Here is a 15,496-nt window from a genome sequence, read left to right on the forward strand (position 1 = left end):
TGGCGATGGCGCCGGTAAAATTCAAGGCAACCGGAAAGCGTAGCGCAAGTCCGGTTGCCAGCGAAGCTTTCATCCCAAAGGACTTTCTCCATGTCTATGTTCACCGCGGTCGAAATGGCACCGCGCGACCCGATCCTCGGCCTCAACGAGCAGTTTGCAGCCGACACCAACCCCAACAAGGTCAACCTCGGCGTCGGCGTCTACTACGACGACAACGGCAAGCTGCCGCTTTTGCAGTGCGTGCAGGCCGCCGAACAGAACATGATGAAGGCGCCCACGGCGCGCGGCTACCTGCCGATCGACGGCATCGTGGCGTATGACAACGCGGTCAAGGGCCTGGTCTTCGGCGCCGACAGCGAGCCGGTGCAATCGGGCCGCGTGGCCACCATCCAGGCCATCGGCGGCACCGGCGGCCTGAAGGTCGGCGCCGACTTCCTCAAGAAGCTCAATCCCAAGGCCAAGGTGCTGATCAGCGACCCGAGCTGGGAAAACCACCGCGCCCTGTTCACCAACGCGGGCTTCGAGGTCGAAAGCTACCCCTACTACGACGCCGCCAGGCGCGGCGTCAACTTCGACGGCATGCTGGCCGCCCTGAACGCTGCGCCCGCCGGCACCGTCGTGGTGCTGCACGCCTGCTGCCACAACCCGACCGGCTACGACATCACGCCCGAGCAGTGGGACCAGGTCGTGGCCGCGGTCAAGGCCAAGGGCCTGGTGCCCTTCCTCGACATGGCCTACCAGGGCTTCGGCTACGGCCTGAAGGAAGACGGCGCGGCGGTCGCCAAGTTCGTCGACGCGGGCCTGACCTTCTTCGTCTCGACCTCGTTCTCGAAGAGCTTCAGCCTCTACGGCGAGCGCGTGGGCGCCCTGTCGGTGCTGTGCGAGAACAAGGAAGAAGCCGGCCGCGTGCTGTCGCAGCTCAAGATCGCGATCCGCACCAACTACAGCAACCCGCCGATCCACGGCGGCGCCGTGGTGGCCGCAGTGCTCGGCAACCCCGAGCTGCGCGCCCTGTGGGAAAAGGAACTCGGCGAAATGCGCGTGCGCATCAAGGCCATGCGCCAGAAGCTGGTCGACGGCCTCAAGGCCGCCGGCGTGAAGGAAGACATGAGCTTCATCACCACGCAGATCGGCATGTTCAGCTACTCGGGCCTCAGCAAGGACCAGATGGTGCGCCTGCGCAACGAGTTCGGCGTGTACGGCACCGACACCGGCCGCATGTGCGTGGCCGCGCTCAACAGCAAGAACATCGACTACGTCTGCGCGTCGATCGCCAAGGTCATCTAGCCGTCAGCAGGATGTGAGGGAATCCGCGTTTTGCGATTCCTTCACATTCGTGGCTTAAAAACGGCCCTTTCGGCAGGGCCGATGTAGGGGTTAGGCCCCCTGCAAGTCAGCGAATGCGCTGATATATTGCATTGCAACATTCCACTCCAAGACCAGCGATGCTCTATCAACTCTACGAAGCCCAGCGTTCCCTCATGGAGCCGTTTTCGGACTTCGCGCAAGCGGCGTCCAAGCTTTATGGCCAAGGCGCGGTGTGGGGCCAGTTGCCCATGGCCCAGCGCATGGCGGCGGGCTACGACTTGCTCTACCGCCTCGGCAAGGACTACGAGAAGCCCGAGTTCAACATCAAGTCCGTCAAGGTCGAGGGCGAGGACGTGGTCATCCAGGAGGCCGTCGAGCTCGACAAGCCCTTCTGCGAGCTGCGCCGCTTCAAGCGCTTCACCGACGAACCGCACATCCTCAAGACGCTCAAGAGCCAGCCCGTGGTGCTGATCGTGGCGCCGCTGTCGGGCCACTACGCCACGCTGCTGCGCGACACCGTGCGCACCATGCTGCAGGACCACAAGGTCTACATCACCGACTGGAAGAACGCGCGCCTCGTGCCCATGTCGGAGGGCGAGTTCCACCTCGACGACTACATCAACTACGTGCAGGAATTCATCCGCCGCCTGCAGGCCGAGTACGGCAACTGCCACGTGGTGAGCGTGTGCCAGCCGACCGTGCCGGTGCTGGCGGCCGTGTCGCTGATGGCCAGCCGCGGCGAGCCGCTGCCCCTCACGATGACGATGATGGGCGGGCCCATCGACGCGCGCAAGTCGCCCACCGCGGTGAACAACCTCGCGATGAACAAGAGCTTCGAGTGGTTCGAGAACAACGTGATCTACCGCGTGCCGCAGGGCTTCCCGGGTGAAGGCCGCCGCGTGTACCCGGGCTTCCTGCAGCACACGGGCTTCGTGGCCATGAATCCCGACCGCCACGCGTCGAGCCACTACGACTACTTCAAGGACCTCATCAAGGGCGACGACGCAAGCGCCGAGGCCCACCGCAAGTTCTACGACGAGTACAACGCCGTGCTCGACATGGACGCCGACTACTACCTGGACACCATCCGCACCGTGTTCCAGGAATTCGAACTCGTGAACGGCACCTGGGACGTCAAGAACCCCAAGGGCCAGATCGAGCGCGTGCGTCCGCAGGACATCCATTCGACCGCGCTGCTGACCGTCGAGGGCGAGCTCGACGACATCTCGGGCTCGGGCCAGACCGAGGCCGCGCACAGCCTGTGCACCGGCATTGCCGATTCGCACCGCGAGCACTACGAAGTCAAGGGCGCGGGCCACTACGGCATCTTCAGCGGCCGCCGCTGGCGCGAACTGGTCTACCCCAAGGTGCAAAAGTTCATCGCGGCCCATGACCAGCCCCAGCGCCGCGCCGGCGCACGCGAAAGCCTGCCGGCCGAAGACCGCATCAAGCCGGGCCGGAGCACGGCGGCCGTTGCAGCCACCAAGAGCACCGCGGCCAGGAAAGCAGTGGCGGCCGCCCCCGCCAAGAAGCCCGCGGCACGCAGGAAGTGAACGGGCTGGCCGCACGCATCCACGATGCACTGCCGCAGACGCAGTGCACACGTTGCGGCTACCCCGATTGCGCCGGCTACGCGCAAGCCCTGGCCGACGGCCAGGCCGGCATCAACCAGTGCCCGCCCGGCGGTGCCGAAGGCGTGGCCAGGCTGGCGCGGCTCACCGGCCGCGAGCCGCTCCCGCTCGATCCGCAGTTCGGCACCGAAGGCCCGCGCGCCATGGCGGTCATCGACGAAGCCTGGTGCATCGGCTGCACGCTCTGCCTCGATGCCTGCCCCACCGATGCCATTGTGGGCATCAACAAGCGCATGCACACCGTGATCGAAGCGCACTGCACGGGCTGCGAGCTCTGCATTCCGGTGTGCCCTGTCGATTGCATCTCGCTCGAGGTCGAGACGCCGGGCCGCAGCGGCTGGCAGGCCTGGTCGCAGGCGCAGGCCGAGGCCGCATTGCGGCGCTACAAGCTGCACGCAGAGCACCGCCGCGCAAACGACAAGCGCAAGAGCGGGCAAGAAGCGCCCGCGGTCGCAGAGCCGCAGGCCGCCGACACGCGCAAGCGCTCCATCGTCGAAGCCGCACTGGCGCGCGCGCGCGCCGCCTCGCAACAGCAACAACGCCCACCGGCCGCCAAGCCATGACCCTCGACACGCTGCTGATCTACCTCGTCGCTTCGCTCGCGCTGGCCGTCATTCCCGGCCCGACGATGCTGCTGGCGCTCTCCAACGGCATCGACGGCGGCATGCGCCGCGCGAGCTGGGGCATTGCCGGCGCGTCGCTCGGGAGCATCACGCTGATCGCGGTGGTTGCGCTCGGGCTCGGTTCGTTGCTCGCTGCATCCGAACTGCTCTTCAACGCGATCCGCTTGGCGGGTGTCGCCTACCTGGTCTGGCTCGGCGTCAAGCTGTGGCGCAGCGAAGGGGCCGACCTTGGCGCCGCGCTGGCCAAATCCGCCATCGAAGTTCGCCCGCATGGCCGCGTCGCGCTCATGCGCAGCCTGCTCGTGGCGCTGTCGAATCCCAAGACCGTGCTGTTCTTCGCGGCCTTTTTGCCGCAGTTCATCGACATCACAAGGCCGCAAGGCACGCAGTACCTGCTGCTCGGCGCGATCTTCGTGGCGCTCGACACCTGCGTGATGCTGGCCTATGCGGCCGCCGGAACGCAGGCCGTGCGCTGGCTCTCGCGCCGCGGCCTCAAGGCGCTGAACCGCAGCTGCGCGGCTGGCATGTGGCTGCTGGCCGCCACGCTGGCCTTCTGGCGCCGCCCGGGCACCTGAACGGCACGAGCTTCAGCTCTCTTTCGCCTTCTGCGGGCGCTTGAAGAGCAGCAGCAGAACACCGGCCAGCACCACGGCCACCGCATACCACTCGAAGCGCGTCACGGTCTCGTTGGCAATCCACACGCCCAGCAGCATCGCAATCACCGGATTGACGAAGGTGTAGCTCGCGGCCAGGGCGGCGGGCGCCCTCGCGAGCAGCACCATGTAGGCGTTGAACGCGATCAGCGAGCCGAACACCACGAGGTACAGCCAGGCAGCTGCCGCCTCGGGCTGCGGTGGCCACACAAGCTGTTCACCCGACAGCACCGAGAGCACCAGCAGCACCACGCCGCCGCAGATCATTTCGCTCGCGAAACCCATCGCGCCGGGCGCGAGCGGCAGGCTGCGCTGGCTCAGCACGCTGCCCATCGACCAGCAGATGCAGGCAATGGAAATTGCCGCCAGGCCTGCTGGCGACGACTGGAAGCCGCTGCCCTGCGTCAGCATCAGCACGCCGATGAGCCCGAGCGCAATGCCCGCCGCCTCCAGCCGCGTCGGCTTCACGCCCCAGATCAGGTTGAGCAGCGCAATCAGCAGCGGCACAACCGCGATGAAGGCCACCACCAGCCCGGAGCCGATCGACACCTCGGCATGGGCCGTGCCGCCCATGCCACCACCCAGCATCAGCGTGCCGACCACGAGGGCATTGCGCCACTGCAGGCGCGAAGGCCAGGCCGCGCCGCGCCAGCGCATCCAGGCGGCGAGCAGCACGCCTGCGAACAGGAAACGCGAGCCCATTTGCAGGAACGGCGCAAAGCTGATCAGCGCGTACTTGATCGCAAGATAGGTCGAGCCCCAGACCACCCAGGTGGCAGCCAGGCAGAGCCACAGCAGCGGCGGCAGTGCGGTGCGCGCGGGACCGGATGCGGCTTGGGCGGGGGATGCGAGAGTGGGCATGTCGGTGTTGTCTTGTTGGTATGGAAACGCCGTCCATGGTATGAAAGCAATCTTCTCGCAACCATGCACATTTCATGGTTCTTTGCGTTTCACACCGTCGATTTGAAGGAGTTGCATGGACTTCAGCTTGAACCCCGCGCTGGATGCGCACGACACCCGCATCCTGGCCGAACTGCAGGCCGATGCGCGGCTCACCATGGCCGAGCTCGGCCGCCGCGTGCACCTGAGCCAGCCGGCCGTGACGGAGCGCGTGAAGAAGCTCGAGGCCGCAGGCGTGATCAGCGGCTACCGCGCGACCGTGAACCTCGGCAAGCTCGGCTACGGCATCCGCGCGATCATCCGCGTGGGCCGCGCCGACTATGCGCGCGTGGTGGAACTGGTGCAGCAGACGCCCGAATGCGTCAATGCCTACAACGTGACCGGCGACGACAGCTGGATCCTGGAGATCGCCGTCATCGACGTGAGCCACCTCGATGCGGTGGTCACCAAGTTCTGCATCCTCACCGAGACGGCCACCTCGATCATCCTGAACCCGGCGCGCGAGCACCAGCCAATGCTGCCGCCTCAGCGTTCGGACGTGAAGCCGCCTATCAGGAAGGTGCTCAACGCGTAGCGGCCAGCGCGCTGAAGGCGCTCACCACCTCGGGCGGCGCCTGCACCATCTCGATCAGCACGCCCTCGCCCGCAATCGGGAATTCGTCGTTCGCCTTCGGGTGCAGAAAGCAGATGTCGAAACCCGCCGCGCCCTTGCGGATGCCGCCGGGCGCAAAGCGCACGCCCTGCGCGGTGAGCCACTCGACGGCCCTGGGCAGGTCGTCGATCCACAGGCCCACGTGGTTGAGCGGCGTGGTGTGCACGGCCGGCTTCTTCTCGGGGTCGAGCGGCTGCATCAGGTCGACCTCGACCTTGAACGGCCCGCTGCCCATCGAGCAGATGTCCTCGTCGACGTTCTCGCGCTCGCTCTTGAAGGTGCCCGTGACCTCGAGCCCCAGCATATCGACCCAGAGCTTCTGCAGGCGCAGCTTGTCGGGCCCGCCGATGGCGATCTGCTGGATGCCCAGCACCTTGAAGGGGCGTGCGGCGGCGGTGGTCATGCGGCGCAACCTTCCGGCTGCTCCTGCACCTGCCGCGCATTGAGGCCGAGCTTGCGCAGCAGCACCGTGTCGGCCTCGACGTCGGGATTGCCGGTGACGAGCAGCTTGTCGCCATAGAAGATGGAGTTGGCGCCAGCCATGAAGCACAGCGCCTGCACCGCATCGCCCATCTGCTGGCGGCCCGCCGAGAGCCGCACGCGTGCGGTCGGCATCGTGATGCGCGCGACCGCGATCATGCGCACGAAGTCGAAGGGATCGACCGGCTCCGAATCGGCCAGCGGCGTGCCCGGCACGCGCACCAGGCTGTTGATCGGCACCGACTCCGGGTACGGATTCAGGTTGGCCAGCTGCGCGATCAGTCCCGCGCGGTGCACCGGCTGCTCGCCCATGCCGACGATGCCGCCGCAGCACACGCTGATGCCGGCGCTGCGCACATGGGCCAGCGTGTCGAGCCGGTCCTGGTAGGTGCGCGTGTCGACCACGTCGGTGTAGTACTCGGGCGCGGTGTCGAGGTTGTGGTTGTAGTAGTCCAGGCCCGCGGCCTTGAGCTGGTGCGCGTGGTGCGGCTCCAGCATGCCGAGCGTGGCGCAGGTCTGCAGGCCCAGCCCCTTCACGGCCTCGACCAGCACGGCCACCTTCTCGACGTCACGGTCCTTCGGCGCGCGCCATGCGGCGCCCATGCAGAAGCGCGTGGCGCCGGCGTCCTTGGCGGCCTGCGCGGCGCGCACCACCTCGTCGACTTCCATGAGCTTCTGCGCCTTCACGCCGGTGTCGAACTCGGCCGACTGCGGGCAGTAGCCGCAGTTCTCGGGACAGCCACCGGTCTTGACCGACAGCAGCGTCGCCAGCTCGATGTCGCCTTCCGGGAAATGCTGGCGGTGCACCGTCTGCGCCTCGAACAGCAGGTCCATCAGCGGCTTGTCGAGCAGCGCCTGAATCGCTTCGACCGTCCACGGGCCTTGCGGCGCAGCGGCCTTGGCCGGCCGGTGCAGCGTGACAGGCGCCGTGATGGGCGCTTCGAAAAAAAGATCGGAGGTCGTCATATCAAAAAAAATCTTTCATAGCTGCCCGAAGCGTTGTCTGTTCGGGAAACACCGCGGAACCGGCTTCGCCGGGCCGCAGGTGTTGCCCCCGGAAGGGGGTTGGAGAAGCGACACGAAGTGCGCGTAGCCTGGGGGTGAGCTTTATTCAAACTCCAGAATAATTTGATCGACCGCGAGCGACTCGCCCTTGTTGGCCGAAATCTTGCCCACCACGCCGTCCTGCGTGGCGAACAATACGTTTTCCATCTTCATGGCCTCGATCACGGCCAGCTTCTCGCCGGCCCGCACCTGCTGCCCCGGCTGCACCGACACCTCGACCAGGAGGCCCGGCATTGGCGACATCAGGAACCTGCTCAGGTCCGGCGGCGCCTTGTAGGGCATCAGTTCGAGCAGGCGCGCACCCAGGGGCGACAGCACCATCGCCTCGATCTGCGTGCCGTCGTGGGACACGCGCAGCGCCAGCGGGTTCTTGCCGGCACCGCGCTCGACCTGCGCGGTGAAGGGCCGGTCGTTGACCATGCCCTGCACGCGAATGGCGCCGAGCGCAAAGCCGCTGTCGATCTTGTAGCTCTTGCCGCCCACGGCCACGGCGCTGGCGCCGGTCTTGCCATGGAAGTCGGTGACCGACACCGGATGGTGCACATGCTTGCCCTCCGGCCCCAGCTCCACCACCACGAACTGCTCGCCCACCTTCACGCCGTGGCCTTCGAGCTGTCCGCTGATGCCGGAGGCCCGCGCGCGATAGCGGCGGTGCACATAGGCCGCAAGCGCAATCAGGAAAGCCGGATCGGCGTGCGGCACGTCTTCCGCATGGAAGCCCTTGCCGTAGTGCTCGGCGATGAAGCCGGTGTTGAAATCGCCCGCCACGAACTTCGGATGCGCGAGCAGCGCGGCCTGGAACGGGATGTTGCTGCTGATGCCGCGGATCACGAAGCCGTTGAGCGCCTCGCGCATGCGGGCAATCGCATGCTGGCGATCCTTGCCGTGCACGATGAGCTTGGCGATCATCGAGTCGTAGTACATCGGGATCTCGCCGCCGTCGTACACGCCGGTGTCCACGCGCACGCCGTTCAGGCGCTCGGTGTCGGCTGCGAACATGGTCTCGGCCGGCGGCTGGAACTTCACGAGGCGGCCGGTCGAAGGCAGGAAATTGCGGAACGGGTCCTCGGCATTGATGCGGCACTCGATGGCCCAGCCGTTGCGCTTGACCTGTTCCTGCGTGAGCGGCAGTTCCTCGCCGGCCGCCACGCGGATCATCAGTTCGACAAGATCGAGCCCTGTGATGCATTCGGTCACCGGGTGCTCCACCTGCAGCCGCGTGTTCATCTCCAGAAAGTAGAAGCTCTGGTCCTTGCCGACCACGAACTCCACCGTGCCCGCGCTCTGGTACTTCACGGCCTTGGCCAACTGCACCGCCTGCTCGCCCATCGCACGGCGCGTGGCGTCGCTGATGAACGGCGAAGGCGCCTCCTCGATCACCTTCTGGTGGCGGCGCTGGATCGAGCATTCGCGCTCGTTCAGGTAGATGACGTTGCCGTGGGAATCGCCCAGCACCTGGATCTCGATGTGGCGCGGCTCCTCGACGAACTTCTCGATGAACACGCGGTCGTCGCCGAAGCTGCTCAGTGCCTCGTTGCGGCACGAGGTGAAGCCCTCGAAGGCCTCCTTGTCGTTGTAGGCCACGCGCAGGCCCTTGCCGCCGCCGCCGGCCGAGGCCTTGATCATCACCGGGTAGCCGATGTCCTTGGCGATCTCGACCGCGCGCTCGGCCGTCTCGATGGCGTCGTTCCAGCCCGGGATGGTGTTGACCTCGGCCTCGTTCGCGAGCTTCTTGGAGGCGATCTTGTCGCCCATGGCCGCGATCGAATAGTGCTTGGGTCCGATGAAGGCAATGCCCTCTTCCTCGACCTTGCGCGCGAAGGCCTCGTTCTCCGACAGGAAGCCGTAGCCCGGATGCACGGCCTCGGCGCCGGTCTTCTTGCAGGCTTCGATGATGCGGTCGGCCTGCAGATAACTCTCACGGCTGGGCGCGGCACCGATGTGCACGGCCTCGTCGGCCAGCTCGACGTGGCGGGCCTCCTTGTCGGCGTCGGAGTAGACCGCGACGGTGAGGATGCCCATCTTCTTCGCGGTCTGGATCACGCGGCAGGCGATTTCGCCGCGATTGGCGATCAGTATCTTCTTGAACATGTTCTTCTTCTCCGTGCCGCTCACAGTGGGATGTTTCCGTGCTTGCGCCACGGGTTCTCGAGCTTCTTCTCGCGCAGCATCACGAGCGAACGGCAGATGCGCTTGCGCGTCTCGTGCGGCAGGATCACGTCGTCGATGTAGCCGCGCGCGCCCGCCACGTATGGGTTGGCGAACCGCGCCTTGTATTCCGCTTCGCGGGCGGCGAGTTTCTCGGGGTCGTTCTTGTCCTCTCGGAAGATGATTTCCACCGCGCCCTTGGCGCCCATCACCGCGATCTCGGCACGCGGCCAGGCCAGGTTGACGTCGCCGCGCAGGTGCTTGGAGGCCATCACGTCGTAGGCGCCGCCGTAGGCCTTGCGCGTGATGACGGTGATCTTGGGCACCGTGCACTCCGCATAGGCGTAGAGCAGCTTGGCGCCGTGCTTGATGATGCCGCCGTACTCCTGCCCCGTGCCGGGCATGAAGCCGGGCACGTCGACAAAAGTGACCACCGGGATGTTGAAGGCATCGCAAAAGCGCACGAAGCGCGCGGCCTTGATGCTGCTCTTGATGTCCAGGCAGCCCGCGAGCACCAGCGGCTGGTTGGCCACGATGCCGATGGTCTGGCCTTCCATGCGCGCGAAGCCGATCACGATGTTCTTCGCGTAGTCGGGCTGCAGCTCGAAGAAGTCGCCGTCGTCCACCACCTTGAGGATCAGCTCCTTGATGTCGTAGGGCTTGTTGGGGTTGTCGGGCACCAGCGTGTCGAGCGAGTAGTCGGGCCGGTCGGCCGGATCGCCCTGGCCGTTGTTGCCCAGGCGCACCGGCGGCTTCTCGCGGTTGTTGAGCGGCAGGTAGTTGTAGAGGCGGCGCAGCATCATGAGCGCCTCGACGTCGTTCTCGAACGCCATGTCGGCCACGCCGCTGCGCGTGGTGTGGGTGACGGCGCCGCCCAGCTCTTCGGCCGTGACGCTCTCGTGCGTCACGGTCTTCACCACCTCGGGGCCGGTGACGAACATGTAGCTGGAGTCCTTCACCATGAAGATGAAGTCGGTCATGGCGGGCGAGTACACCGCGCCGCCCGCGCACGGGCCCATGATCATGCTGATCTGCGGCACCACGCCGGAGGCCATCACGTTGCGCTGGAACACGTCGGCATAGCCGCCGAGCGACGCCACGCCTTCCTGGATGCGCGCGCCGCCCGAATCGTTGAGGCCGATGACCGGCGCGCCGACCTTCATGGCCTGGTCCATCACCTTGCAGATTTTTTCGGCATGCGCTTCGCTGAGCGCACCGCCAAAGACCGTGAAGTCCTGGCTGAACACGAACACGAGGCGGCCGTTGATCATCCCGTAGCCCGTGACCACGCCGTCGCCCGGAATCTTCTGCTCGGCCATGCCGAAATCGACCGAGCGGTGCTCGACGAACATGTCCCATTCTTCAAAAGTGCCGTCGTCGAGCAGCAGCTCGATGCGCTCGCGCGCCGTGAGCTTGCCCTTGGCGTGCTGCGCGTCGATGCGCTTCTGCCCGCCGCCCAGGCGCGCCTGGGCGCGGCGCTTTTCGAGTTGTTCGATCAGTTCTTGCATGGTGTGCTTCCGAAGCTGTGGTCCTGAATTTGGTGTGGGGTCATGGCCTGGCGGTGATGGCGGCCGCCGCAAGCAGCTGGCGCGCCGCCGTCGATGCGGGCAGCGCGCCCTCCGCCACTTGCTGCGTGAGCTGCGGCAGCAATTCGCGCACCTGCGCGTGCTGCCTGAAGGCCTGCTTGAGGCCGGCGTCGATGCGTTCCCACATCCACGCGGTGGCCTGCTTCTCGCGGCGCCTGGCGAGCTTGCCGTTGGCGCTCTGCAGCTGCCTGAATTGCGTGACGGCATCCCAGAAGGCGTCGACGCCCGTGCCGGCCAATGCGCTCAGCTGCAGCACCTGGGGCAGCCAGAAGCGCACCTGTGCGCCGCTGTGCGCGTCGTGCGCCGCATGCGCATGGTCCGGGTTGCCCTGGTGGCCGAAGAGGCGCAGCGCCGAGGTGATCTGGGCCTGCGCGCGCGTCGCGGCGTCCTTGTCGATGTCGGCCTTGTTGATGACGACGAGGTCGGCCAGTTCCATCACGCCCTTCTTGATGGCCTGCAGGTCGTCGCCCGCATTGGGCAGCTGCATCAGCACGAACATGTCGGTCATGCCGGCCACGGCGGTTTCGCTCTGGCCCACGCCCACGGTCTCGACGATCACGATGTCGTAGCCTGCGGCCTCGCACACCAGCATGGCCTCTCGCGTCTTCTCGGCCACGCCGCCGAGCGTGCCGCTCGAGGGACTGGGCCGGATGTAGGCGCGCTCGTGCACCGAGAGCCGCTCCATGCGCGTCTTGTCGCCGAGGATGGAGCCGCCCGAGACAGTGGAGGAAGGATCGATGGTGAGCACCGCCACGCGGTGGCCCTTGCCGATCAGCAGCAGGCCCAGCGTCTCGATGAAGGTCGACTTGCCGACGCCCGGCACGCCGGAGATGCCGAGCCGAAACGACTGGCCGGTGCGCGGCAGCAGCGCGGTGAGCAGTTCATCGGCCTGTGCGCGGTGGTCGGCGCGGGTCGATTCGAGCAGCGTGATGGCCTTGGCGATGGCGCGGCGCTGCGCCATGCCGCCTGATTCGGCAATCGCGCGCTCCAGTGCAGCCGCCGGCTTGTTCAGCACGCGTCCTCCGGGGACGACACGCGCCAGCGGTAGTGCAGGTCGACGCCCTCTTCGCCTTCGAGCACGAAGCCATGCCGCAGGTAGAAGCGGTTGGCATCGCTCTGCACGAGCGCGGTGAGCTTGATGTCCATCCGCTGTTCTCGCGCCTGCGACTTGGCCCACTCGAGCACCCACTCGCCGATGCCCAGGCCCTGGAAGCCGGTGCGCAGGTAGAGGTGGTCGAGCCGCAGCGCATCCGCGCCTTCGGGCTTGAGCGTGACGAAGCCGATGCGCAGCTCGCCGTCGAGCACGATGTGGTGCATGAAGGGCACGACGAAACCGGCTTGCAGCCGCTCGCGTGAGCGCGCGGGGTCGAAGCGCCCCACGCGCTCCAGGCTGGGGCGCATCGCATCGACGCGCAGGGCCAGCATGGCCTCGAAATCGCTGGATTCAACCGGCTGCAGCGACAGCCGCGACAAGAGATCGCCCACGCTCTGCTTCTCAGGCCGAAACCGCCGCGCGGATCTGCTCCAGCACGTCCTTGGCGCTGGCCGGAATGGGCGTGCCCGGACCGTAGATGCCCTTGACGCCGGCCTCGTAGAGAAAGTCGTAGTCCTGCCGCGGAATCACGCCGCCGACGAACACGATGATGTCGTCCGCGCCCTGCTTCTTGAGCTCGTTGATGATGGCGGGCACAAGCGTCTTGTGGCCGGCCGCGAGCGTGCTCACGCCGACGGCATGCACGTCGTTCTCGATGGCCTGCCGCGCGCACTCCTCGGGCGTCTGGAACAGCGGCCCCATGTCCACGTCGAAGCCCAGGTCGGCGAACGCGGTGGCCACCACCTTGGCGCCACGGTCGTGCCCGTCCTGGCCCAGCTTGGAGATCATCACGCGTGGGCGCCGGCCCTGTTCCTCGGCGAAGGCGTTGATTTCGGTCTTGAGGGTTTCCCAGCCTTCGGCCGAGTCGTAGGCAGCTGCGTACACACCGGTCACCTTTTGCGTGTCGGCCCGATGGCGGCCGAATGATTTTTCGAGCGCGTCGGAAATCTCGCCGACCGTGGCGCGCGCGCGCACCGCATCGATGCTCAGCGCCAGCAGGTTGCCGGTGTTGCTTTCGGCGGCTTCGGTCAGCGCGTCGAGCGCGGCCTGCACCTTGGCGCCGTCGCGCGAGGCGCGGATCTTCTGCAGGCGCGCCACCTGCTGCTCGCGCACCATCACGTTGTCGATGGAGAGGCTGTCGATCGCGTCCTCGGTCTTGAGCTTGTACTTGTTGACGCCCACGATCACGTCCTTGTCCGAGTCGATGCGCGCCTGCTTCTCGGCGGCGGCGGCTTCGATCTTGAGCTTGGCCCAGCCGCTGTCCACCGCCTTGGTCATGCCGCCCATGGCCTCGACTTCCTCGATGATGGCCCAGGCCGCGTCGGCCATGTCCTGCGTGAGCTTCTCCATCATGTAGCTGCCGGCCCAGGGGTCGACCACGTTCGTGATATGCGTTTCTTCCTGGATGATGAGCTGCGTGTTGCGCGCGATGCGGGCGCTGAACTCGGTAGGCAGCGCAATCGCTTCGTCGAGCGCGTTGGTGTGCAGGCTCTGCGTGCCGCCGAACACCGCAGCCATGGCCTCGATGGTGGTGCGCACGATGTTGTTGTAGGGGTCCTGCTCGGTCAGGCTCCAGCCCGATGTCTGGCAGTGCGTGCGCAGCATCAGGCTCTTGGGGTTCTTGGGGTTGAACTCCTTCATGATGCGGCACCACAAGAGGCGCGCGGCGCGCATCTTGGCCACTTCGAGATAGAAGTTCATACCGATGGCCCAGAAGAAGGACAGGCGCCCGGCAAAGCCGTCGACGTCCAGGCCCTTGGCCAGCGCGGTCTTCACGTATTCCTTGCCGTCGGCCAGCGTGAAGGCCAGCTCCAGCGCCTGGTTGGCGCCGGCCTCCTGCATGTGGTAGCCGCTGATCGAGATCGAGTTGAACTTGGGCATCTTCTGCGCCGTGTACTCGATGATGTCGCCGATGATCCGCATGCTCGGCGCGGGCGGGAAGATGTAGGTGTTGCGGACCATGAACTCCTTGAGGATGTCGTTCTGGATGGTTCCGCTCAACTGGTCCTGGCTCACGCCCTGCTCTTCCGCCGCGACCACGTAGCCCGCGAGCACCGGCAGCACGGCGCCGTTCATCGTCATGGACACGCTCACCTTGTCGAGCGGGATCTGGTCGAACAGGATCTTCATGTCCTCGACCGAATCGATGGCCACGCCGGCCTTGCCGACGTCGCCGGTCACGCGCGGATGGTCGCTGTCGTAGCCGCGGTGGGTGGCCAGGTCGAAAGCCACGCTCACGCCCTGCCCGCCGGCAGCCAGCGCCTTGCGGTAGAAGGCGTTCGATTCCTCGGCGGTCGAGAAGCCCGCGTACTGGCGGATGGTCCAGGGACGCACCGCGTACATGGTGGCCTGTGGGCCGCGCAGGTAGGGCTCGAAGCCGGGCAGCGTGTCGGTGTACTTGAGGCCCTGCAGGTCGGCCGCGGTGTAGAGCGGCTTCACGGTGATGCCGTCCGGCGTGAGCCAGTTGAGCGCGCCCAGGTCGCCGCCCGGTGCCGACTTGGCGGCGGCCTTGGCCCAGTCGTCGAGGTTGGCCGGCTTGAAGGTGGGTTCGGGTTTGCTGCTCATGAGGGGGCTTTTCGCAGTGTCTTGCAGGGTAGTCGCAAATTCGCCTGCAAGGGATTTGCAAGCCGGCCGCGAGTCTAACCGATCCGTAATTATTAATTCAAACCCGTTTTTGCGGTACAGTCCGCCCCATGTCCGCCCTCACCCTCACCCCGCGCGCCCTCTATGAAGAGGTGGCCGAACTGCTGCGCCAGCGGATCTTCCGCCGCGAGCTCGAGCCGGGCAGCTGGATCGACGAACTCAAGCTGGCCGAGGAATACGGCATCAGCCGCACGCCGCTGCGCGAAGCCCTGAAGGTGCTGGCCGCCGAAGGCCTGGTGACCATGAAGGTACGGCGCGGCGCCTACGTCACCGAGGTGTCCGAGCAGGACCTGGCGGACGTCTACCACCTGCTCTCGCTGCTGGAAAGCGATGCGGCCGGCGTGGTGGCCGAGCGCGCGAGCGAGGCCCAGCGCGCGGAGCTCAAGGCGCTGCATGCCGAACTCGAAGCGGCAGGCGCACCGGGCAAGGAAGACCGCGAGCATTTCTTTGCGGTCAACGAGCGCTTCCACATGTGCCTTCTGGCCATTGCGAACAACAAGTGGCGCGACCAGATGGTGGCCGACCTGCGCAAGGTGATGAAGCTCAACCGGCACAACTCGCTGCTGAAGGCGGGGCGCATCGCGGAATCGCTCGCGGAGCACCGGTCGGTGATGGCGGCCATCGAGGCGCGGGATGCCGCGGCGGCGATGGCGCGGATGCGCGAGCATTTCACGAACGGCCTGGAAGCCGCGAACTGAGTTCTCCCCCAGTCTT

At 66.4% G+C, this 15,496-nt stretch carries 14 protein-coding genes; 6 read left to right on the forward strand and 8 right to left on the reverse strand.

What is annotated here, in order from left to right; all coding sequences use genetic code 11:
- The first annotated feature begins 90 nt into the window (after positions 1–90).
- The 4 genes from VPA02S_RS01700 (at position 91) to VPA02S_RS01715 (ending at position 4,137) form a co-directional block, all read left to right on the forward strand.
- Positions 91–1,287: an amino acid aminotransferase gene (locus VPA02S_RS01700; protein WP_062361682.1), complete on the forward strand. Its 1,197-nt coding sequence runs from the start codon at positions 91–93 to the stop codon at positions 1,285–1,287.
- 158 nt (positions 1,288–1,445) lie between these two features.
- Entirely contained in the window at positions 1,446–2,861 is a 1,416-nt protein-coding gene (locus tag VPA02S_RS01705; protein ID WP_062361685.1) for a polyhydroxyalkanoate depolymerase, read from the forward strand.
- Positions 2,858–3,502, forward strand: coding sequence for an RnfABCDGE type electron transport complex subunit B (locus VPA02S_RS01710; protein ID WP_062361688.1), 645 nt, complete (start codon positions 2,858–2,860; stop codon positions 3,500–3,502). Before VPA02S_RS01705 ends, VPA02S_RS01710 begins: the two co-directional genes overlap by 4 nt.
- Positions 3,499–4,137, forward strand: a complete 639-nt coding sequence (locus VPA02S_RS01715) for a LysE family translocator (protein WP_062361690.1) — start codon at positions 3,499–3,501, stop codon at positions 4,135–4,137. Before VPA02S_RS01710 ends, VPA02S_RS01715 begins: the two co-directional genes overlap by 4 nt.
- A gap of 12 nt (positions 4,138–4,149) precedes the next feature.
- Here VPA02S_RS01715 and yedA read toward each other — a convergent pair whose 3' ends face one another.
- Complete coding sequence (gene yedA / locus VPA02S_RS01720; RefSeq protein WP_062361692.1) at positions 4,150–5,076, reverse strand: drug/metabolite exporter YedA; 927 nt, start codon at positions 5,074–5,076, stop codon at positions 4,150–4,152.
- A 115-nt stretch (positions 5,077–5,191) separates the two neighbouring features.
- On the opposite strand from yedA, the gene VPA02S_RS01725 reads away from it, so the two are divergent.
- Entirely contained in the window at positions 5,192–5,689 is a 498-nt protein-coding gene (locus tag VPA02S_RS01725; protein WP_012747254.1) for an Lrp/AsnC family transcriptional regulator, read from the forward strand.
- Here the strand turns inward: VPA02S_RS01725 and VPA02S_RS01730 are convergent.
- The 7 genes from VPA02S_RS01730 to scpA all read right to left on the reverse strand — a co-directional run bounded on the left by VPA02S_RS01730 (position 5,679) and on the right by scpA (position 14,704).
- The gene (locus VPA02S_RS01730) at positions 5,679–6,170 is read right to left on the reverse strand and encodes a VOC family protein (RefSeq protein WP_062361694.1); all 492 of its coding nucleotides are present in this window, start codon (positions 6,168–6,170) and stop codon (positions 5,679–5,681) included. The genes VPA02S_RS01725 and VPA02S_RS01730 overlap by 11 nt on opposite strands.
- Positions 6,167–7,213 carry a biotin synthase BioB gene (bioB, locus tag VPA02S_RS01735; protein ID WP_062361697.1) on the reverse strand — a complete coding sequence of 349 codons (1,047 nt, stop codon included), beginning with the start codon at positions 7,211–7,213 and terminating at the stop codon, positions 6,167–6,169. The genes VPA02S_RS01730 and bioB overlap by 4 nt, the downstream gene beginning before the upstream one ends.
- Positions 7,214–7,354: 141 nt before the next feature.
- Positions 7,355–9,403 carry an acetyl-CoA carboxylase biotin carboxylase subunit gene (gene accC / locus VPA02S_RS01740; RefSeq protein ID WP_062364357.1) on the reverse strand — a complete coding sequence of 683 codons (2,049 nt, stop codon included), beginning with the start codon at positions 9,401–9,403 and terminating at the stop codon, positions 7,355–7,357.
- Positions 9,404–9,423: 20 nt separating this feature from the next.
- The gene (locus tag VPA02S_RS01745; RefSeq protein ID WP_007828159.1) at positions 9,424–10,968 is read right to left on the reverse strand and encodes an acyl-CoA carboxylase subunit beta; all 1,545 of its coding nucleotides are present in this window, start codon (positions 10,966–10,968) and stop codon (positions 9,424–9,426) included.
- Between the two features lie 40 nt (positions 10,969–11,008).
- Positions 11,009–12,061 carry a methylmalonyl Co-A mutase-associated GTPase MeaB gene (gene meaB / locus VPA02S_RS01750; RefSeq protein ID WP_062361700.1) on the reverse strand — a complete coding sequence of 351 codons (1,053 nt, stop codon included), beginning with the start codon at positions 12,059–12,061 and terminating at the stop codon, positions 11,009–11,011.
- The gene (locus VPA02S_RS01755) at positions 12,055–12,531 is read right to left on the reverse strand and encodes a GNAT family N-acetyltransferase (protein WP_012747249.1); all 477 of its coding nucleotides are present in this window, start codon (positions 12,529–12,531) and stop codon (positions 12,055–12,057) included. The genes meaB and VPA02S_RS01755 overlap by 7 nt, the downstream gene beginning before the upstream one ends.
- A gap of 10 nt (positions 12,532–12,541) precedes the next feature.
- Complete coding sequence (gene scpA, locus VPA02S_RS01760) at positions 12,542–14,704, reverse strand: methylmalonyl-CoA mutase (protein ID WP_062361702.1); 2,163 nt, start codon at positions 14,702–14,704, stop codon at positions 12,542–12,544.
- A gap of 128 nt (positions 14,705–14,832) precedes the next feature.
- Here scpA and VPA02S_RS01765 point away from each other — a divergent pair, with 128 nt between their 5' ends.
- The gene (locus VPA02S_RS01765; RefSeq protein WP_012747247.1) at positions 14,833–15,480 is read left to right on the forward strand and encodes a GntR family transcriptional regulator; all 648 of its coding nucleotides are present in this window, start codon (positions 14,833–14,835) and stop codon (positions 15,478–15,480) included.
- The last annotated feature ends 16 nt before the right edge of the window (positions 15,481–15,496 follow it).

Source organism: Variovorax paradoxus NBRC 15149, assembly GCF_001591365.1.
GTDB lineage: Bacteria > Pseudomonadota > Gammaproteobacteria > Burkholderiales > Burkholderiaceae_C > Variovorax > Variovorax paradoxus.